The 23,241-nt window shown below is 31.7% G+C and carries 25 protein-coding genes; 10 read left to right on the top strand and 15 right to left on the bottom strand.

The window, feature by feature from the left end:
- Positions 1–39 precede the first annotated feature (39 nt).
- The gene (gene ahcY, locus GGR97_RS05925) at positions 40–1,353 is read left to right on the top strand and encodes an adenosylhomocysteinase (RefSeq protein ID WP_167897593.1); all 1,314 of its coding nucleotides are present in this window, start codon (positions 40–42) and stop codon (positions 1,351–1,353) included.
- Positions 1,354–1,402: 49 nt separating this feature from the next.
- Here the strand turns inward: ahcY and folK are convergent, their stop codons facing one another.
- Positions 1,403–1,903, bottom strand: a complete 501-nt coding sequence (gene folK / locus GGR97_RS05920) for a 2-amino-4-hydroxy-6-hydroxymethyldihydropteridine diphosphokinase (protein WP_167897592.1) — start codon at positions 1,901–1,903, stop codon at positions 1,403–1,405.
- A gap of 58 nt (positions 1,904–1,961) precedes the next feature.
- Between folK and sppA the strand changes: the two genes are divergently transcribed.
- Positions 1,962–3,698, top strand: coding sequence for a signal peptide peptidase SppA (gene sppA / locus GGR97_RS05915; RefSeq protein WP_167897591.1), 1,737 nt, complete (start codon positions 1,962–1,964; stop codon positions 3,696–3,698).
- On the opposite strand, the gene GGR97_RS05910 is transcribed toward sppA, so the two are convergent.
- Genes GGR97_RS05910 through pyrR form a run of 4 tightly spaced genes read right to left on the bottom strand, consistent with a single transcriptional unit; the run spans position 3,691 to position 6,415 of the window.
- Positions 3,691–4,605: a ribonuclease Z gene (locus tag GGR97_RS05910; protein WP_167897590.1), complete on the bottom strand. Its 915-nt coding sequence runs from the start codon at positions 4,603–4,605 to the stop codon at positions 3,691–3,693. The two genes, sppA and GGR97_RS05910, sit on opposite strands and share 8 nt — an antisense overlap.
- Positions 4,605–4,931 carry a hypothetical protein gene (locus tag GGR97_RS05905; protein WP_167897589.1) on the bottom strand — a complete coding sequence of 109 codons (327 nt, stop codon included), beginning with the start codon at positions 4,929–4,931 and terminating at the stop codon, positions 4,605–4,607. The genes GGR97_RS05910 and GGR97_RS05905 overlap by 1 nt, the downstream gene beginning before the upstream one ends.
- Before the next feature lie 5 nt (positions 4,932–4,936).
- A complete protein-coding gene (locus tag GGR97_RS05900; RefSeq protein WP_167897588.1) occupies positions 4,937–5,866 on the bottom strand; it encodes an aspartate carbamoyltransferase catalytic subunit in 930 nt (309 codons plus the stop codon).
- On the bottom strand, positions 5,867–6,415 hold the full coding sequence (gene pyrR, locus GGR97_RS05895; protein ID WP_167897587.1) for a bifunctional pyr operon transcriptional regulator/uracil phosphoribosyltransferase PyrR: 549 nt from the start codon (positions 6,413–6,415) through the stop codon (positions 5,867–5,869).
- Between the two features lie 146 nt (positions 6,416–6,561).
- On the opposite strand from pyrR, the gene GGR97_RS05890 reads away from it, so the two are divergent.
- From GGR97_RS05890 to GGR97_RS05855, 8 genes are all read left to right on the top strand, one after another.
- Positions 6,562–7,929, top strand: coding sequence for a tetratricopeptide repeat protein (locus GGR97_RS05890; RefSeq protein ID WP_245229458.1), 1,368 nt, complete (start codon positions 6,562–6,564; stop codon positions 7,927–7,929).
- 33 nt (positions 7,930–7,962) lie between these two features.
- Entirely contained in the window at positions 7,963–8,886 is a 924-nt protein-coding gene (locus GGR97_RS05885; RefSeq protein WP_167897586.1) for a DUF368 domain-containing protein, read from the top strand.
- 2 nt (positions 8,887–8,888) lie between these two features.
- Complete coding sequence (locus GGR97_RS05880; RefSeq protein WP_167897585.1) at positions 8,889–9,893, top strand: DUF368 domain-containing protein; 1,005 nt, start codon at positions 8,889–8,891, stop codon at positions 9,891–9,893.
- 1 nt (position 9,894) lies between these two features.
- A complete protein-coding gene (locus tag GGR97_RS05875; protein WP_167897584.1) occupies positions 9,895–10,638 on the top strand; it encodes a shikimate dehydrogenase family protein in 744 nt (247 codons plus the stop codon).
- 62 nt (positions 10,639–10,700) lie between these two features.
- Positions 10,701–11,093, top strand: coding sequence for a hypothetical protein (locus tag GGR97_RS05870; protein ID WP_167897583.1), 393 nt, complete (start codon positions 10,701–10,703; stop codon positions 11,091–11,093).
- Positions 11,094–11,116: 23 nt separating this feature from the next.
- Positions 11,117–11,704 (top strand): penicillin-binding protein activator LpoB, encoded by a 588-nt coding sequence (locus tag GGR97_RS05865; protein WP_167897582.1) that lies wholly within the window; start codon positions 11,117–11,119, stop codon positions 11,702–11,704.
- A gap of 66 nt (positions 11,705–11,770) precedes the next feature.
- Positions 11,771–13,165: a COG3014 family protein gene (locus tag GGR97_RS05860; RefSeq protein ID WP_167897581.1), complete on the top strand. Its 1,395-nt coding sequence runs from the start codon at positions 11,771–11,773 to the stop codon at positions 13,163–13,165.
- 42 nt (positions 13,166–13,207) lie between these two features.
- Entirely contained in the window at positions 13,208–14,914 is a 1,707-nt protein-coding gene (locus GGR97_RS05855) for a DUF349 domain-containing protein (protein WP_167897580.1), read from the top strand.
- Between the two features lie 32 nt (positions 14,915–14,946).
- Here the strand turns inward: GGR97_RS05855 and GGR97_RS05850 are convergent, their stop codons facing one another.
- From GGR97_RS05850 to GGR97_RS05805, 10 genes are all read right to left on the bottom strand, one after another.
- Positions 14,947–15,525, bottom strand: a complete 579-nt coding sequence (locus GGR97_RS05850; RefSeq protein ID WP_167897579.1) for a Crp/Fnr family transcriptional regulator — start codon at positions 15,523–15,525, stop codon at positions 14,947–14,949.
- Positions 15,526–15,594: 69 nt separating this feature from the next.
- Complete coding sequence (locus GGR97_RS05845) at positions 15,595–15,906, bottom strand: DUF6122 family protein (RefSeq protein WP_167897578.1); 312 nt, start codon at positions 15,904–15,906, stop codon at positions 15,595–15,597.
- Complete coding sequence (locus GGR97_RS05840) at positions 15,893–16,525, bottom strand: WbqC family protein (RefSeq protein WP_167897577.1); 633 nt, start codon at positions 16,523–16,525, stop codon at positions 15,893–15,895. The genes GGR97_RS05845 and GGR97_RS05840 overlap by 14 nt, the downstream gene beginning before the upstream one ends.
- A gap of 2 nt (positions 16,526–16,527) precedes the next feature.
- Complete coding sequence (gene lepB / locus GGR97_RS05835) at positions 16,528–18,081, bottom strand: signal peptidase I (protein WP_167897576.1); 1,554 nt, start codon at positions 18,079–18,081, stop codon at positions 16,528–16,530.
- 17 nt (positions 18,082–18,098) lie between these two features.
- Positions 18,099–18,800 carry a 4-hydroxy-tetrahydrodipicolinate reductase gene (gene dapB, locus GGR97_RS05830; RefSeq protein WP_167897575.1) on the bottom strand — a complete coding sequence of 234 codons (702 nt, stop codon included), beginning with the start codon at positions 18,798–18,800 and terminating at the stop codon, positions 18,099–18,101.
- 2 nt (positions 18,801–18,802) lie between these two features.
- The gene (locus tag GGR97_RS05825) at positions 18,803–19,369 is read right to left on the bottom strand and encodes a DUF5683 domain-containing protein (RefSeq protein WP_167897574.1); all 567 of its coding nucleotides are present in this window, start codon (positions 19,367–19,369) and stop codon (positions 18,803–18,805) included.
- Entirely contained in the window at positions 19,362–20,255 is an 894-nt protein-coding gene (locus tag GGR97_RS05820; RefSeq protein ID WP_167897573.1) for a ParB/RepB/Spo0J family partition protein, read from the bottom strand. Before GGR97_RS05820 ends, GGR97_RS05825 begins: the two co-directional genes overlap by 8 nt.
- 4 nt (positions 20,256–20,259) lie before the next feature.
- Positions 20,260–21,021: a ParA family protein gene (locus tag GGR97_RS05815; RefSeq protein WP_167897572.1), complete on the bottom strand. Its 762-nt coding sequence runs from the start codon at positions 21,019–21,021 to the stop codon at positions 20,260–20,262.
- Between the two features lie 112 nt (positions 21,022–21,133).
- Complete coding sequence (locus GGR97_RS05810) at positions 21,134–22,597, bottom strand: aminoacyl-histidine dipeptidase (RefSeq protein WP_167897571.1); 1,464 nt, start codon at positions 22,595–22,597, stop codon at positions 21,134–21,136.
- Positions 22,597–23,226: an NAD(P)H-dependent oxidoreductase gene (locus tag GGR97_RS05805; RefSeq protein WP_167897570.1), complete on the bottom strand. Its 630-nt coding sequence runs from the start codon at positions 23,224–23,226 to the stop codon at positions 22,597–22,599. The genes GGR97_RS05810 and GGR97_RS05805 overlap by 1 nt, the downstream gene beginning before the upstream one ends.
- Between the last annotated feature and the right edge of the window lie 15 nt (positions 23,227–23,241).

Genomic DNA, 23,241 nt, shown 5'->3' with positions numbered 1-23,241 from the left:
TTTGTAAATTTGTGGTCTAAAAGCAACAAATATAGTAATATGAGTTTAGAAACAACATACGTTCCTTATAAAGTAAAGGATATCTCATTAGCAGATTGGGGTAGAAAAGAAATCCATTTAGCTGAAGCTGAAATGCCAGGTTTAATGAGTCTTCGTGAAGAGTTTAAAGGTCAAAAGCCTTTAGCTGGAGCAAGAATTGCAGGATGTTTACACATGACAATTCAAACAGCTGTGTTAATTGAAACATTAGTAGATTTGGGTGCTGAGGTTACTTGGTCATCTTGTAATATTTTTTCTACACAAGATCAAGCTGCTGCTGCCATTGCTGCTGCAGGTATTCCTGTTTATGCTTGGAAAGGTTTAAATGAAGAAGAATTTGAGTGGTGTATTGAACAAACTATTTTCTTTGGAGAAGATAAAAAACCATTAAATTTAATTTTAGATGATGGTGGTGATTTAACCAACATGGTCTTAGATAAATATCCAGAATTAGTTGCTGGAATTAAAGGTTTGTCAGAAGAAACTACTACAGGAGTTCACCGTTTGGTTGAGCGCGTAAAAGCAGGTACATTACCAATGCCAGCTATAAACGTAAACGATTCTGTAACAAAATCTAAATTTGACAACAAATACGGATGTAAAGAATCTGCAGTTGATGCAATTCGTAGAGCTACAGATGTAATGATGGCTGGTAAAGTTGCTGTGGTTGCAGGTTATGGAGATGTTGGTAAAGGTTCTGCTGCATCTTTACAAGGAGCTGGAGCAAGAGTAATTGTAACAGAAATTGATCCTATTTGTGCGTTACAAGCAGCAATGGACGGTTTTGAAGTAAAGAAAATGGATGATGCTATTAAGCGTGCAGACATTGTAATTACTACAACAGGAAATAAAGATATTATTGTAGGTCGTCATTTTAAAGCTTTAAAAGACAAAGCAATTGTTTGTAACATTGGTCATTTTGACAATGAAATAGACATGGCTTGGTTAAACGGAAATTACGGAGACACAAAAGTAGAGATCAAACCTCAGGTAGATCAATATACGATTGATGGAAAAGAATTTTTAGTATTGGCAGAAGGACGTTTGGTAAACTTAGGATGTGCTACAGGTCACCCAAGTTTTGTAATGTCTAACTCTTTTACCAACCAAGTATTGGCTCAATTAGAATTATGGAATAATGCAGATGCTTATGGAAATGATGTGTACACATTACCTAAGCATTTAGATGAAAAAGTAGCTCGTTTGCATTTAGCTAAAATTGGAGTGGAATTAGATACTTTATCAGAAGATCAGGCAAAATATATTGGAGTAGAGGTGGAAGGACCTTTTAAACCAGAATATTACAGATACTAAGCACTACGTGTTTTATAATAAAAAAGCCTCACAATTTGTGAGGCTTTTTTTATAGAGTTAATGTATGGTGTGTTTTTGTAATTTCAGAAGCATCATCCGTAGTTTCTAATAAATTTTCTAAAGAAGTTTTTAGTGCGGGATGTGTAAAATTTGGAGCTATTTCTATAATAGGAATCAACACAAATTTACGGTCTTGCATTCTGGGATGGGGTACGATTAATTTTTGAGTATTGATGACTTGATTATTGTAAAAAATAATATCAATATCCAAAGGTCTAGCTTGGTAACCTTCTGTTAGCGAATTTCGGGTTCTACCTAGTGTCGTTTCAATAGCAAGTAGTTGATCAATAAGAAGTTCAGGACTTAACTCTGTTTGTAAATTGATAGCAATGTTGTAAAAATCATCACTTTTAAACCCCCAAGGAGGAGTTTGGTACACAGAAGAAATTAAAACTACTTTTCCCAAATTAGAAATTTGTTGAATGGCAGTATTTAAGTTTTCTAATTTGTTACCTAAATTAGTTCCTAAAGATAAAAGAGCAGTGTTCATTAGCTTTGTCTATTGCGCAAAGAAATCACTTATATTTGTTTTAATAAAAAATTGAAGAATGAATTTTATAAAAAACGTGCTATCATCATTGGTAGCTATCTGGTTGGCAATTGCCATTTTTGTAGTTATAGGAATTGGAGTTGTAATTGCTGTTTCTGATGATATTGTAAAAGAAGTAAAACCCAATACGGTTTTAGAAATTGATTTGTCTGGACAAATGGACGATTTTGCTCCGGTAGGTATAGATCCTGTTTCTGAAGTTTTAGGTTTTGAAGAAAAAACAGTTGGTTTTAACAATGTGTGTAAAGCTATAGAAGGAGCTACATACGATGACAATATAAAAGGAATTAGCCTTAAAAACTTGCCATCTAATATGGGATGGGCACAAGCTACAGCTTTAAGAAAAATGCTAACTACATTTAAAAATAATGGAAAGTTTGTGTATGCGTTTGCAGATGTGTATACACAAAAAAATTACTATTTGTCATCTATAGCAGATTCTCTTTTTGTGTCTCCCTTGGGTTATGTAGAGTTAAAAGGATTGCATTCTGAAGTTATGTTTTATAAATCTTTTCAGGAAAAGTATGGAGTAAAAATGGAAGTGATAAGACATGGTAAATATAAAAGTGCTGTAGAACCTTTTATTGCTGATGAAATGAGTGATTCTAACCGAAAGCAAATTAGTGAGCTAATAGAAGGCTTGTGGACAGAAATTCACAAATCTATTTTTACATCAAGAAGTATTAATGTAGAAGAAGCAGTGATGAATCTTTACGGTGAATCCTCAAAAACAGCGCTAGAAAATAATTTGGTTGATGGAGTTGTTTATCAAGATGCGTATCAAAATAAATTAAAGAAAAGACTAGGTCAAAAAGAGTTTAAAAAAGTAGCAATTACGGATTACATGACTAATCAATCTTTGTCAAGTTTAGCTGTTAAAGGAGATAAGATAGCCGTTGTCTATGCACAGGGAGAAATTGTTTATGGAGAAGGAGAACTAAATGTTATTGGCCAAAAGAAAATGATAAAAGCCTTAACCAATGCTGTAGAAAATAAAAATGTAAAGGCAATTGTATTTAGAATTAATTCTCCCGGAGGTAGTGCATTGGCTTCTGATTTAATTTGGAGAGCTGTAGAAAAAGCAAAAGAAAAGAAACCTGTAATCGTGTCTATGGGGAATGTAGCAGCATCGGGAGGCTATTATATTGCTTGTGGAGCTGATAGAGTTTTTGCAGAACCAACTACCATTACAGGATCTATTGGTGTTTTTGGAATGTTGCCCAATGCCGCTAAATTGGCTCAAAAAATAGGAATTAATTCAGAAGTGGTAAGTACACATAATAATGGAGCAAATTACAGTGTTGTGCAACCTATTGATGATCGTTTTAAAGCAGTTGTTAAAAAAGGAATAGAAACTATTTACGATAACTTTTTAGAGAGGGTTGCCAAAGGTAGAAACATGACCAAAGCACAAGTTGATGCAATAGCACAAGGTAGAGTTTGGACAGGGAAAAAAGCTTTAGAAATAGGTTTGGTAGATGAATTAGGTGGTTTAGATAATGCAGTAGCTTATGCAGCTACTAAAGCAGGTGTTGAAAACTATTCTTTAAAAGAATATCCAGAATATGAATTGGATTTTAGCGAGCTTTTGAGTGTTGGTTCTTTCTTAAAATCTGAAACAAATATTGATGAGATTTTAACCAACACTGGATTGGATAAAATAGTAAATGTTAAAAAAATATTAGAAATGAAAGGAACTCAAGCAAGGATTCCTTTTGAATTGGATATTAAATAGTAAATGTTTTTCCGCTCTCAGCCAATTCAACATGTTCAAATTCTGTTTGAGCTTCAATTTTAAATTGATTTAGGTCGCTATATCTACTAGAGTAGTGACCTAAAATTAGTTTATTTACATTTGCTTGTTTGGCAATACTACCAGCTTCTTTAGCAGTACTATGTTTGGTACGTTCTGTTAAGTTTTTTCTATCTTCTAAAAAAGTAGATTCGTGATACAGTAAGCTAGCACCTTTTATAATAGGTACAATATCTGGTTTGTAAGCGGTATCACTACAAAAAGCGTAACTATGTGCTTTTCTTGGAGGTAGCGTTAAATCTTCATTGTCAATAATACTTCCATCTTCTCTAGTAAAGTCTTTTCCGTTTTTTAAATGGTGGTAATCACAAATTTCAATTTCAGATTCCATGGCTACATTTTCCATGTTTAACTTTCTAGCCCCTTCTTTTTCTTGGAATAGAAATCCGTTAGTATAGACTCTGTGGTCTAGAGGAATAGTGGTAACGCTTATTTTCTTATCTTCAAAAATAACTTGAGACTCTTTGCTGTTTAGCTCGTGAAAAAGTAAAGGAAAAGAGGTCCAAGATTTAGACAGTTTTAATTGTAAAGTAATAATTTCTTTAATTCCCTTTGGTCCGTAAACGTGTAGCTCTGTTCTACGATCTAACAATCCAAATGTAGAAATTAGACCAACCAAACCAAAAAAGTGATCTCCGTGTAAATGAGAAATAAAAATGTGTTTAATTTTGGCAAAGGGAACTTTTTGTTGTCTTAACAAAACCTGAGTTCCTTCTCCACAATCTATTAAAATATGCCTTTCGTTTATTTTTAAGTACTGAGCAGTAGGATGTGCATTGGTTCTAGGTGTAGCTGAGTGACAGCCTAATATGGTTAATTGAATCCCCATTAAAATCCTAGATCTCTAGTCATTTCATCCATATCAATAATATCTTCTGCTTCTGTTAGAGTTGGTACTACATTTAGTTCTTCCTCAAAAGCATCTGCATCAAAATTAGGAGCTACAACAGCAAAAGATTGGTTATTTTTTACATGAATTGCTGCATATTCTTCTAAAGATTGAATTTCTTCTTCTTTAATGGCTATGTTAGAAAAATCTAACACAATATTTTTGTTTTCAAAATCAGTAAAAGCATCAGCAAATTCTCTAAAAAAAGAATCGAAATTACTTTTAGCTGTTAAGAGCATGTATTTTTCTGACGATTTAACTTTCATTTTTTTTATTTTTTAATTTGAGCTGCTAACAAATAAATACAGGCCATTCTAATGGCAACACCATTTTCTACTTGGTTTAATATAATTGCTTGATCAGAATCTGCAACATCTGAAGTAATTTCTACACCACGGTTAATAGGACCAGGGTGCATAATGGTAACTTCTGAGTTTAGTGAATTTAGTAATTTTTTATCAACTCCATACAATTGTGTATATTCTCTTGTAGATGGAAAGTATTTAATGTCCATACGTTCGTTTTGTACACGTAACATATTGGCAACATCTGCCCATTCTAAAGCTTTTCTTAAATTAGTTTCTACCTCTACACCTAAACTTTCTATGTGTTTTGGAATAAGAGTTACAGGACCACAAACTTTTACTTCGGCACCTTGTAGTTTTAAAGCATAAATATTAGATAGTGCTACACGAGAGTGTAAAATATCTCCTACAATTACTACTTTTTTACCCGCTACATCTCCCAATTTTTCTTTAATAGAAAAAGAATCTAACAATGCTTGTGTTGGGTGTTCGTGGGTTCCATCACCTGCGTTAATAATTCTAGTGTTTACGTGTTTGGCTAAAAACTCATGAGCTCCTACATCTGGATGCCTCATTACAATAATATCTACTTTCATAGATAAAATATTGTTTACAGTATCTATTAAAGTTTCTCCTTTTTTAACCGAAGAACCCGATGCTGAAAAGTTAATAACATCTGCAGATAAACGTTTTTCTGCCAATTCAAAAGATAATTTAGTTCTTGTACTGTTCTCAAAAAATAAATTAGCAATGGTAATATCTCTTAATGAAGGGACTTTTTTGATGGGTCTATTGATCACTTCTTTAAAGTGGTCGGCAGTCTCAAAAATTAAATCGATATCTTCTTTTACTAGGTGTTTAATTCCTAATAAGTTTGGAACACTTAACGTCTTCATCTACTTGTCTTTCTTGTTAATAATATAAACGGCATCTTTGGTGGTGTCATCACTCCAACTTACCAAAACTTTTTCCTCATTAATTACATCTACGGTAGCACCTTTGTAGTCTGGCTGAATAGGTAAGTGTCTACTAAAACGTCTGTCTATCAGTACTAAAAGCTCTACTTCTTTAGGTCTTCCGTAAGATTGAATTGCTGTTAAAGCAGCGTTTATACTTCTTCCAGAAAACAAAACATCATCAATAAAAACCACTTTTTGATCTTCTACTAAAAAATCAATTTCGGTTGAATTTGCGTTTAAAGGTTCATCTCTACGTCTAAAATCATCTCTGTAAAAAGTAATGTCTAATTTTCCCACTTTAATGTCTTTAACGCCGTAATCGTTCTTAAGAATTGAAGCAATTCTTTCAGAAAAATAAGTCCCTCTAGGTTGTAGTCCTATTAAAACAGTATTAGAAAAATCACCGTGGTTTTCAATCAATTGACAAGCCAATCTTTGAAGTATGATTTGGATTTTTTTTGAGTTTAGAAGTATTTTATCACTCATAAGGTCTAAGTAAATTAGTAATACAAATATAGCTTTTTTGTTGATTAATTTGTTAAAAACATTTGATTCCCGTTGGTAATACAAACGCACTTTCTATGTACTTTTATGTAAGATGAATAGCTTGTAGGCTACTAAAACAATAAAACATGATGTCATTATCTAAATTTGAGGAAATGCTAAAGACAAATGATGTGTATTTTTTTGATACTACTGAATTTGAGGAGATTATCCATTATTATTTAGATGAGGGGAATACTTCCATGGCAAAAAAAGCTGTTTTTTTAGCTTTAGAACAACATCCAGATTCTGCAGATATTAAATTAATTCAGGCAGAAATTATGGTGTTTGAAGATAAATTAGACGAGGCTAGAGTTTTGTTAGATAATTTAATGGCTATTTATCCTTCTAACGAAGAGGTGTATATTCAGATAGCCAACTTGCTTTCTAAAAAAGACAAGCACCAAGAAGCAATTAAGTACTTAGAAATTGCTAAAGAGTATACGGATGATTTAGCAGATGTGGCTTCTTTATTAGGGATGGAATATTTGTATTTAGATGATTACGTAAAATCTAGAGAGCATTTTTCTATTTGTTTGGACTATGATATGGAAGATTATCAAGCGTTATATAACATTATTTATTGTTATGAAATGGAGTCTTCGCATGTAGAGGCTATTGCTTTTTTAGATGATTACATCAACAAAAATCCATATTGCGAAGTTGCTTGGCACCAAATAGGTAGACAGTATTTTGTGTTAAAGCAATATAAAAATGCATTAAAATCTTTTGACTACGCAGTTGTTATTGATGAAGCTTTTATAGGAGGTTATGTAGAAAAAGCAAAAACGTTAGAAAAGTTAGAGCGTTATGACGAGGCAATTAAAAACTACCAAATCACCTTAGATTTAGATGATCCTACTGCTTATGCTTATTTAAGAATAGGAGAGTGTTATAAAAAGAAAAAAAATGCAGCTAAGGCAATTTATTTTTATAAAAAAGCCTTGCACGAAGATCCTTTGTTGGATAAATGTTGGATGCTATTAGCTGTAATTAGTAGCGAAGAAAAAATGTTTGACAAAGCGGTACATTATTTAAACAAAGCCATTGCTTTGGATGAAACCAATATAGAATATTTACGATTTCAAGCAGACCTTAACCTACGTTTAAATTTTTACGAAGAGGCTGCAGAATCTTTTGAGAAATGTATTGAATTAGGTGAGTCTGGAGTTGATATTTGGGTAACCTTAGCAGATGTTTGGGTACTTATTGGAGAGCAAGAAACCGCTTTAAATACGTTGATTAAAGCTAAAAAACAACATAATAACTTTGCTGAAATAGAATATAGATTGGCTTGTTTATTTTATTTAACAAATAAAAAGAAAGAAGCGTTTTTACATTTAAAAACTGCATTTACATTAGATTTTGACTATTACCTAGTTATGAAAGATTTGTATCCAACCATTTTTAATGACCCACAAGTTGAAAGAATGATTTCAAACTTTTTGGAGAACTAGGATTTAAATTTACTTTTGTCCAAAACACTTTTAATGAAAAGATCACTTAAAGATTATGCTGTTATTTCTCTAAAAGGAATGGCAATGGGAGCTGCCGATGTAGTTCCAGGAGTTTCAGGAGGTACTATAGCTTTTATTTCTGGAATTTACGAAGAGTTGTTAACCACTATTAGTAATATAAATTTATCAGCATTAAAAACATTAAAAGAAGAAGGGTTAAAAGCAACTTGGAAACAATTAAATGCTAATTTTTTAGTAGCCTTGCTATTGGGAGTTGCCATTAGTGTGGTTTCTTTAGCAAAAGGGATTTCTTTTTTGTTAAGTTCTAAACCTATTATGGTTTGGTCTTTCTTTTTTGGATTGGTGTTAGCAAGTATTTTATACGTGGGTAAACAAATAGAAAAGTGGAGGTTACAAGAAGTTGTTACCTTATTAATAGCTTGTTTGGTAGCTTATTCTATAACTATAGCCAAACCTTTGGTAAATGATGAAGCCTCGTTTCTGTTTTTATTTTTAGCAGGTGCTTTGGCTATTTGTGCTATGATTTTGCCAGGAATTTCTGGAGCTTTTATTTTAGTTTTATTAGGAGCTTATGAAACCATTCTATTTGCAGTACATTCTAGAGACTTAGAAGTAATTGCTATTGTAGGAGCGGGAGCTGTAATAGGTTTGTTAACTTTTTCTAGAGTTTTAAAATGGTTATTCGTGAATTATAAAAACGTAACTTTAGCTGGCTTAACAGGTTTTATATTAGGATCGTTAAATAAAATATGGCCTTGGAAAGAAACGATAACTACCAGAATTAATTCTAAAGGAATGGAAGTGCCTGTTTTGCAAAACAGTGTATTGCCAAATAACTTTAGTGGAGAAGCACATTTAACCATAGCTATTGTATTAGCAGTTGCAGGTTTTCTATTAATTCTTGGGTTAGAAAAACTAGCAAGCTATAAATCATAAACATGTTTCCAAAAGGAAGTTTACTGTATAATTTTGTGCTCTTTATCAAAGGAATGTTGATGGGGGTTGCTAACAAAGTACCTGGTGTTTCTGGGGGAGCAGTGGCTTATGTTTTAGATTTTTATAATGAGTTAATTTATTCTTTTCAAAAAATAAACAACAAGGCCTTTGCGCTCTTGTTTAAAAGAGGGTTTAAAAGTTTTTTTGAATACATAAATGCCAAGTTTTTAGTTTTTATTGTTGGAGGAATGATCTTTAGTTACTTTACAGTGTCTAAACTTTTAGATTATTTTTTAGCGAATTATGAGTTAGATGTTTGGTCGCTTTTTTTTGGAATGATTATAGGTTCTGGAATTTATTTAATTAAAAAATATCAGGGTTGGCAATTAAAAAGCTATGTGTCTTTATTTCTAGGAATCTCAATAGGTATTGCTATTAATTTTATAGAACCAAGTTCTGAAAATCACAATCTGTGGTTTGTTTTTATATGTGGTGTAATTGGAGTTTCAGGAATGACTATTCCAGGATTATCGGGTTCATATATATTAATGCTTATGGGGAACTATGTGTTCCTATTGGTAGATACTGTTAATGTTTTTGGAAACGTAATTGTTGAGGTTGTTTCGGGTAATTTTGGAGTCTTACAAAATGCTCATAATCAAGAATATTTAGCCATTATAGCTGTTTTTACTTCAGGATCTGTTTTTGGATTGGTCTTTTTTTCGCAAATTTTAGCCATTGTGTTGGTTAAATGGGGAAAAATAGTAAATGCATTAATTATAGGATTTATTATAGGTTCTTTAGGAACTGTATGGCCCTGGAAAGAAAAAGTATTTGCTCAAAAAAACGGAGCAATTGTAGTAGATAAATTCAACAATAAAATAATAATTGGTTTTGATAAATACTTTCCAGATTTAGGTTTGCAACAAAATTGGATAGCGATAGGGTTTATTATTATCGGAATTGTATTGGTGCTCGGAATAGAGCGTTTTCAAAAAATAAATTAAAATGAGTCAAGTTACATTTGGATTGGTAGGTAGAGATATTTCATATTCTTTTTCAAGAGGATATTTTACAGAAAAATTTCTGAAAGAAGGGATTAAAGATTATCAATATATCAATTTTGATTTGCAAGATATTTTGGTGCTTAAAGAGGTTATTAGTGCTAGAGAAAATGGATTAAAAGGTTTAAATGTAACCATTCCTTACAAACAAGAAGTTCAACAATTTTTAACAGCTATTGATGATGATGCTCAAGAAATAGGAGCTGTAAATACCATTAAGTTAAATAATGATGGTACAGTTGTAGGTTACAATACAGATGTTTATGGATTTCAAAACTCTATAATGCCTTATTTAAAATCACATCACAAAAAAGCGTTAATTTTAGGAACAGGTGGAGCTTCTAAAGCTGTGGCTTATGCCTTTAAAAAGTTAGGAATAGCATATAAATTTGTGTCTAGAACAGCTACTGATGAAATTTTTGGATATCATCAAATTACAGAAGAAATTTTAAAAGAGTATACGGTAATTGTAAACTGTTCTCCATTAGGAACTTCTCCTAAAATAGAATTAAGACCAGAAATCCCTTATCAGTTTCTTAGTTCAGAACATTTATTGTACGATTTAATTTACAATCCATCAGAAACCACTTTTTTACGCTTAGGAAGAGAACAAGGAGCAACTACTAAAAACGGATTGCAAATGTTGGAACTGCAAGCGGAGAAATCTTGGGAAATTTGGAATAGCTAAAATCTAGATAGAAAAAGTTTGGTATAATTTTGGTAACTTAGATTAGTCTAAACAATATAGTTATGAGATATTTAATACTTTTACTAGGTGTGCTGTTTTCAGCAATTGGATATTCGCAAACAGATGCAGATCAAAATCCAAATCATAAGGCAGCTTACGAAAAATATATAGAAGTGGCTAATGATTATGTAGCCAAACAAGGAACAACAGTTCAAGATACTTATGTAGCTATTGATCCTATGGAAGAAAAAAGGATTCGTAAAAAAACACATAAAGATCATAGAGCAATGAGGTCTTTATGGAAGCATGAAGAACGAATGGAACGAGCAAAAAATACTAGATATTATACAAATACATACACTCCATACAATTATTCATATTATGGAAATGTAAGGTATCCGTTGCATAGAAGTAGTTTTGGAATTCGTTTTCCTATTAATGGATGTAGATTTTAATTTGTAAACAAATCAAAAATAAAATGAAAAAAGGATTATTAATAGTAGCCTTAAGTGTGCTTGGAGTTTTTACCATTACTTCTTGTTCTAGAAAAATTACTAGAGTGGCTACCGATGAGCAAATAGATATTAGTGGAAGATGGAACGATACCGATGCTAGATTATCAGCTGAAGCTTTAAGTGATCAGATTGTAATGGGGGATTGGATTCACGAATTTAGAACTCAAACAGGTAAGAAACCTACGGTTATTGTTGGTTTAGTAAGAAACAAATCTCACGAGCATATAGATGCTGAATTGTTTACTATTGAAGTTGAAAAAGCATTGGTAAAACATCAGGTAGCAAAAGTGGTTCAAGGTGGAGAAATGAGAAACGAATTAAGAGCCGAAAGAGCAGATCAACAAACAAATGCTTCTGTATCTACTGTGAAAAAATTTGGTTTAGAAACCGGTGCTGATTTTATGTTGCAAGGAACCATTAATTCTGTGGTAGATGCACTTAAAAAACAGAAGGTTGTTTACTATCAAGTAGATTTAGTGTTAACAAACATTCAAACGAATGAAAAGGTTTGGTTTGGAGACAAAAAAATCAAAAAGTATATTAAAAACTAAGACTGTCTAAAGTTTTAAAAAACTGTTTAGTTTATTTCTAAGCAGTTTTTTGTTTTTTAGAATCCTATGAAAAAGAAGCAACTTGTTACTCTGTTTTCTTATGTGGTACTTTTATTAAGTACTATAAGTTGTGCTACCTATAATTCTTTGAGTGAAAAATATCAGAAAGAGGTGGTGAGTGGAGATTTTAGCAAAGCGATTACGAGTATTGATAAGAATAAGTTTTTAAACAAAGACAGAAATGAATTGCTGTATTGTTTAGAAAAAGGAAAAGTAGCTTATTTAAATGGAGATTATCAACTAAGTAACGAGCTTTTTAATAAAGCCGATGTGCTGATTGAAGAGCATAAAAAAAACTTTGGAGCAGGAGTGCTAGGTGTTTTAACCAACCCTGAAAAAACAACTTATAGAGCAGAAGATTTTGAAAAAGTAGCCATTCATTATTACAAAGCCTTAAACTATATTTTTTTAAATTTATATGATGATGCTTTGGTAGAGGCTAAGAGGGTAAATTTAGAACTTCAAAAAATTAACGATTCTTATCCCGCGGGAAAGAAAAATAGATATACGACAGATGCTTTTGCCTTGAACTTACAAGGAATGTTATACGAAGCAACAGGAAACTTAAATGATGCTTTTATATCTTATAGAAATGCTGTAGAGTTGTATTTGGAAAATCAAGGAACTTATTTTGGAGTTGCTATTCCACAACAATTAAAGCAAGATCTTATAAATAGTGCCCACCTATTAGGCTTTACTGATGAGGAATTAAGATATAGTAAGCAGTTTGGTTTACAATTTCATAAGAATAAAAATACAAAAGGCGAGGTTTTAGTGTTTTGGGAAAACGGATTGGTTCCTTATAAATCTCAAAACTACTTTACTTTTGTTGCTTTGTCAGGTAGGAACAATGGTTTTGTAAACTTTAGCAATCAAGAACTAGGAGTTACTTTTCCAGTTCCAACTAATAGTACAAGTACCAGTGTTTTAAATGTAGCTTTTCCTAAGTATGAAAACAGATCAGCTTATTATACAGATGGTAAAATCTTTTTAAATGACAATCAAAAAATAAACTATGGATTTGAATTGATAGAAGATTATCAATCCATAGCTTTTAAAACCCTACAGGATAGAACGGTAAGAGAAATTGGAAAGATAGCTCTTAGAATAGCTGCCAAAAAAGCATCTGAAAGTATTGCCCGAAATCAGAATGAGGGACTAGGTGCTATTGTTAGCATTTTTAATGCGCTTACAGAAAAAACAGATACCCGTAATTGGCAAACGCTACCTGGTCAAATTTATTATAGTAGAATTCCGTTACCAAAAACAGAGAATAAAATCAAAATTCAGGTGCAAACAGCGCAAGGAGCAAGCGAAATAAAGGAATTTAACGTTAAGGCAACAAAAAATATTCAGTTTTTAAACTATATTACACCCCAAATAATATTGCTTAATAAATAGTATTTTTTAGCTTTAGCAAATAAAACAATCACAATTAAAGAAATGGATAAAGAAATTCAATCAGTAGATTATAAAACAATGTCGTTGGAGGCTTTAGTAGATAGATTGAACACAATTCTTAATGAAAGATCGGTACAAGATATAAAGGAAGAAGCTAATGTAATTAGAGCTTCTTTTTATTTAAAGTATAATGAGCAGGTAGAACTAGCAAAACAAGCCTTTATAGAAGAAGGTGGAAACGAAATAGATTTTGAATATTCTCAGCCAATACAAACTACATTTAAGAATCTTTGGAAAGCGTATGTTGAAAAGAAAAATGCACATCATCAGCAATTAGCACAAAATTTAAAAGACAATTTAGCTAAGAGAGAAGCTATTATTGAATCTATAAAAGCGTTAATTGAAAAAAATGATGTTTCTAATTCTTATAAAGAATTTCAACAATTACAAGCTGATTGGAAAGAAACCGGACCTGTGTCTTCGGAAAAATATCAAGAAACATGGGGGAATTATCATTTGTATGTAGAACAGTTTTATGATTTACTACATATTAATAATGATTTAAGAACGATTGATTTTAAACATAATTTAGAAGCAAAACAACAAGTCATAGAAAAGGCAAAACAATTGTTAGATCACGCGGATATACAATTTGCTTTTAACGAATTACAAGTTTTACATAGAATTTGGAAAGAAGAAACAGGACCTGTTGCCAAAGAGTTTAGAGAGCCTGTTTGGCAAGAGTTTTCTGCTATTACCAATGCCATTCATGATAAAAAAACAGCACACTTTGAAGAGTTAAAAAAAGAAGAGGAAGCTAATTATTTATTGAAAATTGCCAAAATTAAAGAATTAGAAGAGTTTGATTTTGCAAAAAATAAAACTTTTGGTGATTGGAAAAAAAGTATTGATGCCTTTGATAAGTTAAAAGAAGAGTTTTTAGCAATTGGTAAAATACCAAAGAACAAAACAAATCAAGTATGGGAAGGTTTTAAAGCCTCTACCAAAGCTTTTAATACTGCTAAAAACGATTTCTTTAAAGAGACTAAGAAATTACATAACGAAGCTTTAGATCAAAAGAAAGCATTAATAGCAGAAGCATTAGAATGGAAAGATTCTAACGATTTGGTAAATGCAACAGAAGCTTTTAAAAGAATTCAGGCAGCGTGGAAAAAAGTAGGATTTGTTCCAAGAAAACAAGCAGATGCTTTATGGAAAGAATTTAAATCTATTTGTGATGCGTATTTTGATAGATTAAATACGGCTAAAAAAGAAGGAACTCCAGAGCAACAAGAAAATTACGAAAGCAAAGTAAAATTTTTAGAAGTAATTACAGCTGCTGAAATTACCTTAGATAACGTAAATGATATTTTAAAAACTTGGATACAAATAGGAACTGTACCGCCACAAAAAAATAGTGTGGATCAAGATATACAAACAGAAATTTCAAAAGCATTAGCACTGTCAGAATTAGACAAAGCTGAAGCTGAATTTTTAAAGTATCAATTAAAAATTGCTTACTGGGCTGCTATAGAAAGTAAGAAAATGTATGATGAAGAAAATCATATAAGAAAAGATGTAGATACCGCTAATAAAGATCTAAAACAACTAGAAAACAATTTAGGTTTTGTTTCTGGAGGTAAAAAAGGAAATCCTTTATTAGATGTTGTTATGAAATCTATAGAAAGTGAAAGAGTCAAATTAAAATTGGCTAAAAGAAAGTTAAAGTATTTAAGGTCGGTTAAATAAAAAAAAGAGAAGTATTAAGCTTCTCTTTTTTTTTATTCTGTCAATAATTTCTTTCTAATTCTACTCAACTGAATAGGGGTGATTCCTAAATGAGAAGCAATATGGTATTGTGGAATTAACTGATCTATGTTTTTAATCTTTTTTCTTAAAATTAAATATCTTTCAGTAGCATCTTTAGATAAAACATCAATTAAAGCTTCTTCTAGTTTTGTGTATTCGCGTTCTAAAGCTCTGTACATAAATTCGCTAAATTCAGAACTCTGTTGTCTAAACTTTGTTAACTCATCTTCTCTAACTTCAACAATTAAACAATCGGTTAAACACTGACAAGCAATTCTTGCCGGAGTTTTATTAATTGCCGATTTTAAAGAGGTTGCCATGTTTCCAGAGTACGCAATAGATTTGTTAATTTCTGGAGAGTCAGACGTTTCTTTCATGTAAGTTCTTGTTACTCCGTTAAGAATAAAAAAAACTTTGTTGTTAATAGAACCTAATTCACATAAGTGATCTCCTGCTTTATAAGGGGTTACTTGCGCTATGCTAAGTAATTTTTGAAAATCTTCATTAGACAGTGGGTAGATGTCTTTGATGAAATTTATTAATATTTCCATTAATATATGTCGTTATTGGTGATACAATTCTTAACAAATGTAATTTATTTATTTTAAAAATTACATTTGTTAAAGTAAACAATCTGTTAAATCCGTTAATAAATGAAAAATAATTCCAATAGCTACTAATCTTGTTTTTTTTGGTATTAATAAGAATAGATACAAATAAATTATTGGAAAACTGTGTAGAGGATGATACCCCACGCTACATCTATTAGGATCAAATATTGGAGTTGCTAATAAATGATCTAAATCTATAAGCATAGTACCTATTAAAGCTAACCAATATTTTTTCCATTTTACTGGATTGTAAAAGTATGCAATTAGCCCTGGTGCAAGAAAATGTAAACTATAATGAACTATAAACTTAATTGATAACATTACTTAAATCTAAATTTTCAAGATAAGTAATAGCATTAGGACCTTCCATAAATATAAGATCTAAGATGCTTAAATTGGGCAAAAAACCATGTTTGTCATCAAATACTTGAATGTACCTTTCAAATTCAGTGCCAATTTTGTTTTTACTACTAATCCAATCTCTTAAATCTGTTTTGTCTGAAGGTACAAGATATTCTTCCGTAGCAAATGTTGGTTTGTCCTCTTGCAACGCATCCATCACAAAGTTATGACAAGCAATATGTAGTTCAGATAAACACTTGTATTTGGTTTCAAATATAGTTAAAATATCATGTTCGTAAAATTCAAAAAAGGGAGAAGAACTATATGCAGATTGTAAAGATCTTAAATGTAATTTTTGCCAATCTTCTGCATAATTAATTTCTACATCTGTGGTTTTAGTTTTAAGGGTTTTACCTTTGTTAACCGGAACATTTAATAATAGTTTACCATTGGCAGCATAAATATAGCAACGCGTTCTATAGGTTTGTTTGGCAAAGTTATCGTGTACTTCAAACGTAGTACTATCTGCTTGTAGAATAGCAGCATATTGAGTTATAGGAGCAAAATATGCTGGTTGAACTACTATGTTTTTAGGCATCTCTATTTTTTTGTTCTTTTGTATACTTCTTTACCAATGTAATACAATCCTACAATTACTATAAAATATAAAAAGTACGATTTTGGTTTTCCTTCTCCATGAACGGTTGTGAATAATCTATCCCAACGAATTTTTTTGTTGATAGCCGTTTCATTTTGATCTAAACTCATCCAAATAAATACTGGTTTACCTACTACATGGTCAAAAGGAGTGTACCCCCAGTAACGTGCATCTAAAGAACGCTGACGGTTGTCTCCCATCATCCAAAAGTAATCTTGTTGAATGGTGTATTTATTGGTTTTTATTCCATTAATATAAACATCACCATTGTCTTTTAACTCAAAATTATTTTTTTCGTATTCAGATATAATTCTTTTGTAAAAAGGAAGAGTTTGCTTGTTTAAGGTAACTACATCACCTTTAGCAGGAATGTAAATAGGTCCAAAATTATCTTGACTCCAAGCGTATTGTGGATCGTGTGGAAAAATACTAGGATCGTAAATACCTTTAGGATCAATACTTCTTTTAATAGAAGTCACCTTAGGGTCTTTTTGCATTAACAAAGCATGTTCTTTATCTAGGTTGATAACATATTTTGTTCTTTCTCTATTAAGAACAGAAGCTTCATCAGGGTTTACGTTGTATGTATGTACAATTTCATCTCTAGTAAAAGGTTGATTTGTGTCTACATAATAATGATACTGAGGTTTTGCTCTGTCTGGTAAAACGGTTTGTTTACCGTTAATATAAATATATCCGTTTCTTATTTCTAAACTGTCACCAGGAATAGCTACACAACGTTTTACATAGTTGGTTTTTTTGTCAACAGGTTTGTAGGTAAACTTTCCAGAGTTATCTCCCCACATAGTGGCTAGCGAGTCCGAAGGCCAGTTAAACACTACAATTTCGTTACGTTTTATTTTTTGTAAACCTGGTAATCTAAAATAAGGTAATTCAATTCCTTTTACATAAGAACGTAGTCCTGTTCCAGGAATAGAATCGTGTACCATTGGCAAAGCAATAGGACTAATAGGAGTTTTTGCACCGTAATGAAACTTACTTACAAACAAGAAATCTCCAATTAATAACGACTTTTCTAAAGACGATGTTGGAATGGTAAAAGGTTGCATTACATAAGTATGTACAAATGTAGCTGCTGCAACTGCAAAGGTAATAGAGCTAACCCATTCTCCTGTTTTACTAGGTGGTTTAATACTTCTATTCTCGTTATATTTTAATTGATCAAAAATTACATAGTTTAAGTAAAAGTTATAAAAACCTAAAGATAAAATGGCTAGCCAAGTATCTTTGGTATCAAACTTTCTAAAACTTCTGGCAATTTCTACCCAAATAACAGGAAAAAGTAACAAGTTGATAACCGGGATAAATAAAATAAATACCCACCATTTAGGACGTTTAATAATATCCATTAATACAATGGCATTGTATACAGGAATGGCTGCTTGCCATGCTTGTTTTCCTGCTTTTTTGTATAATTTCCAAGTAGCAGCAAAATGTAATACTTGTATTAGTAAAAATAATAGAATCCAGTTCATGTTTTTTTATTTTCTAATTATAAACCTAGGACATCTCTCATAGAGAACACACCTTTTTTACCTACCAACCATTCAGCAGCTATTACAGCTCCTAAAGCAAAACCTTGACGGTTGTGTGCTGTGTGTTTAATTTCTATACTATCAACCTCTGATGTATAATCTACGGTATGTGTACCAGGAACCTCAGGACTTCTAATAGCCTTAATAGGAATGTTTACTTCTTTAGTAGCTTTGTCTACTTCCCAACCTTTGTATTTGGTGTGCTCTATAACAGATTCTGCCAAAGTAATAGCTGTACCACTAGGTTCGTCTAGTTTTTGTTTGTGATGAATTTCTTCCATAGTAACATTGTACTGTGATAAATTTTTCATCATTTTAGCCAATTGTTCATTTAATTCAAAAAAGATGTTTACTCCTAAGCTATAGTTAGAAGCATAAATAAATCCACCTTCTTTTTCGTTACATAAATCCACCATTTTATCATAATTTTCTAACCAACCTGTTGTTCCAGATACTACAGGAACTCCATTGTTAAAACAGTTAGAAATGTTGTTTACAGCTACAGTTGGAATACTAAAATCAATAGCAACATCGGCTAAAGTAATGTCGTATTCTTTTGTGTTTTCATCTACAATTACTACGATTTCATGTCCTCTACTAACAGCTATTTTTTCAATAGTCTGTCCCATTTTTCCATATCCTAATAATGCTATTTTCATGTTTAAAAATTAAGGTTTAAAGACAACCCTACATAATTCTTTTGTGATGATGGTTCTTGCATCAACTTAGGGTCGAATGTTATATTGTCTGATATATTAAATTGTAACAAATGCGCATCTATACTAGCTTCTAAAATTTGCAACGCGTACAAACCTACAAAAGTTAATAAAGAAGTATCTCTGTTTGCTCTTAAAACTTTTTGGGCACTTTCTAAGCTTTCGGTAGAAAATGTATTGATGAATTCATCTGTTTGACCTGCTTGTCGTTGTTTAAATGCTTTTCGGTATCTTTTGTAAGAACGGTTATTAATGCTGTAGTAATATAAACTACTAGCAAGCGCTCCATATACAATAGGAATTTTCCAATAACGTCCGTTATAGGCTTGGCCTAAGCCTGGAATTACGGCAGAATAAAAAGCAGCTTTAGCAGGAGATAATGGATTAAAACTATCTTGATCTTCTAAAAACGCTTTACTGTCCATAGATAAATTACCATCATTTGTTTCTTGACTGTAAGAAAGTTGAAAGCAAAGAACTATAAGTAGTAGTATGAAAGAATGCTTATTCACCTAGGTTTAAGATTGCTTTAATTTGATTAAATTCTTCTTCTGAATTAAAAGAGATTGCTATTTTTCCTTTTCCTTTTTCGTTAGCAGTAATAGCTACTTTTTGACCAAAAAATCGGTTAAAAGTTTGTTCGTTGTTTTTAATAAAACTTGGAACGCTAGGTGTTGCTTTTGGAACTTTATTTTGTTTTAAGTCAGCAACTAAAGCTTCTGTTTGTCTTACGGATAATCCGTCTTTTAAAATCTTTTCGTAAATTTCTAATTGCTTTAAACTATTGTCTAAATTAATTAAAGCTCTACCATGTCCCATGCTTACAAAACCATCTCTCATTCCTGTTTGAATGATTGGATCTAGTTTTAACAAACGTAAATAGTTGGTAACTGTAGAACGTTTTTTACCTACACGACCTCCTAACTCTTCTTGTGTTAAGTTAATTTCGTCTATTAATCTCTGATAAGATAAGGCAACTTCTATAGGATCTAAATTTTTACGTTGAATATTTTCTACCAAGGCCATTTCTAGCATTTCTTGGTCATTAGCTAAACGTATATAAGCTGGAATTGTTGTGTTTCCTATTAGTTTAGAAGCTCTAAATCTTCTTTCTCCAGAAACCAATTGAAACTTATCGTTGTCTAATCTTCTAACAGTAATTGGTTGAATTACTCCTAATATTTTGATAGAATCTCCTAATTCTTGTAAAGCTTCTTCATCAAAAAAAGTTCTAGGCTGAAAAGGATTTACATCAATTTGATCTAAGTCCAATTCAATAATACTACCAATAATTTCAGTAGCTTTTTCATGATTGGCCGTGCGAACACTCATGTCATTCTCTTTCAGTAAAGCTGAAAGTCCTCTACCTAAAGCCTGTTTTTTAGTTGCTTTTGCCATATGTTTAGTTCTTTGTAATCACTTCGTGAGCTAAGTTAATATAGTTTACAGCACCTCTACTGGTGGCATCGTAAGCAATAATACTTTCTCCATAACTAGGAGCTTCTCCTAAACGAGTATTACGTTGTATAATGGTGTCAAAAACCATGTCGCTAAAGTGTTTTTTTACTTCTTCTACTACTTGATTAGATAATCTTAATCTAGAATCATACATCGTTAGTAAAAGTCCTTCTATATCTAAGGAAGCGTTGTGTATTTTTTGAACACTCTTTATGGTGTTTAATAATTTTCCTAATCCTTCCAATGCAAAATATTCACACTGAATTGGAATAATAACAGAATCTGCTGCTGTTAAAGAATTTAAGGTGATTAACCCTAAAGACGGAGCACAATCAATAATAATAAAATCATACAAGTCTTTAATAGGTTTTAACACCTCTTTTAGCATGTATTCTCTATTTTCTTTGTCCACTAACTCAATTTCAATTGCTACCAAATCAATATGAGCAGGTATAATATCTACGTTGGGTGAGTTTGTTTTAATAATAACTTCTTGTGCCGTACAAGTATGCTCTAAAATTTCGTAGGTTCCCTTTTCTACAGATTCAATATCTATACCTAAACCAGAGGTGGCATTCGCTTGGGGATCGGCATCTATAATTAGGACTTTCTTTTCTAAGACACCTAATGAGGCTGCTAAATTTACAGAAGTAGTTGTTTTTCCAACTCCACCTTTCTGATTAGCAATAGCAATAATTTTTCCCATGAATAAATCTAGTTTATGTTGCTCGTAAAAGTACAATTATTTGTGTGTAACTAAAAGTTAAGATATTAACAATTATGATACCAAATGATGTTCTTTTTTTAAGGGATTCTATTTAATTATTCTGTTTTTCTGGGATGTTTTTTAAGATTTCTTTTAAAAACGTCCAAAATTTTTGAGTAGATGAAATACAGGCTCTTTCGTCTGGAGAATGTGCACCTCTAATGGTAGGTCCAAAAGAGATCATTTCCATGTTGGGATACGGTTCTCCAATAATACCACACTCTAAACCTGCGTGACAGGCATTTACGTTAGGTTCCTCTTTAAATAAATCTTTATAAAGAGTTGTCATCACTTCTAAAATACTTGCATTTGGATTGGGTTGCCATCCAGGATAAGTTCCGTCTGTAACAACTGTAAAACCTCCTAGGTTAAAAGTAGCGGTTAGTTTATTCACCAAATCAAACTTTTCACTTTCTATAGAAGATCTTGTTAAGCAAGCAATGGTTGTGTTTCCCTTATCAACATTTACAGAAGCTAAATTGTTAGAAGTAGCAACCAAATCTGTTATACTAGGATCCATTGTATAGACTCCGTTATGACAAGCATATAATGTATATATTAGGTTAGATTGTGTAGTTGCATCTACACCTGTTTTAAAACTTTCTGATGAGCTTAGTGAAATAGCTAAGTTTTCTTCTTTTACCAACCATTCTTTCTGAATAGTTTCAACAATTGTATGAAATATTACGTTTGTGTTTTGATGGTTTTCTATAGCAATAAAACAACTGGCTTCTCTAGGAATTGCATTTCTAAGTCCACCACCTTGTAAAGAAATTAGTTGAAACTTAATTTCCTTTTGCAGTTCAAACAAAACTCTTGTTAAAAGCTTATTGGCATTTCCTAAACCTTTGTGAATTTCTACACCAGAGTGTCCTCCTTTTAATCCGTTTACGGTAATTTTATAAAAAGAACTGTTTTTGCTTACTGAGGTAGGAGTGTAGTTTTTTGTAGCGGTAACATCTACTCCTCCAGCACAACCAATGGTAATTTCATCATCTTCCTCTGTATCTAAATTTAACAGAATATCACCAGAAATAAAACCTGGTTGTAATTCAAAAGCACCGGTCATACCTGTTTCTTCATCAATGGTAAATAAGGCTTCTAGTTCCGGATGTTCAATACTATCATCAGCTAACAAACTCATAATAGCTGCTACTCCTAAACCATTGTCTGCTCCTAAAGTAGTTCCTTTTGCTTTTACCCAATCACCTTCTACATACATTTCAATTCCTTGAGTGTCAAAATCAAAAACTGTATGGTTGTTTTTTTGATGCACCATGTCTAAATGCGATTGTAAAGTCACTTTTTTTCTGTTTTCAAATCCAACAGAAGCAGGTTTTTTAATCAATACATTTAAGGCTTTGTCTTGCTTGGTTTCTAATCCTAGTTTTTGTCCAAAAGAAACCATAAAATCAGAAATAGCTTGTTCTTTTTTAGAAGCTCTAGGAATTGTGTTAATGGAATTAAAATGAGCCCAAATTTCTTTGGGCTCTATATGTGATAGTGGGTTGTTCATTAGATTTCTATAATTATTTCTGATAATGGTTTTCTTACCTTTTTCTCTTTAGCCATAAAATCATCTTCTGCTCTAAAACCAACAGGTAGTAATAATGCTGATTTTAAGTTTTTAGAAGCTAAATCTAACACTTCATCAACTTTAGAAGGAACAAAACCTTCCATAGGACAAGAGTCTATTTTTTCTAAAGCACAAACTGTTAATAAGTTTCCTAAGGCAATATAGGTTTGTTTGGCAAAAGATGCGTGTTTGTCTTTAGTACTTTTACTATCAAAATCGTTGATTAAAAAATCTCTAAAAGGCTTAATGGTTTCTTCAGGAGTTTTTCTTTCGCTCACAATTCTATCAAAATAATTAGCCACATCTTTTCCGTCAAAATGATCGGGATAACATAAAACTAATAAATGAGAAGCATCTGCCACTTGTCTTTGGTTAAAAGCGTGTGGAACCAATTGTTCTCTTAAATTTTGATTTTCTACAATTACTAAACTCAAGGCTTGTAAACCATAAGAAGTAGCAGTTAAATTAAAGGCTTCTTTTATTACTTGTAATTGCTCTTTTGATAGTTTTTTGGTGCTATCAAATTTTTTAGTAGCATATCTCCATTGAAGGCTTTCTATTATATTCATGTTAAATGTCTTGTG

Source organism: Wenyingzhuangia aestuarii, from assembly GCF_011927765.1.
Taxonomy (GTDB): domain Bacteria; phylum Bacteroidota; class Bacteroidia; order Flavobacteriales; family Flavobacteriaceae; genus Wenyingzhuangia; species Wenyingzhuangia aestuarii.
Note: the sequence above shows the minus strand (reverse complement) of the source record. Positions and strands in the feature narration are given on the sequence as shown.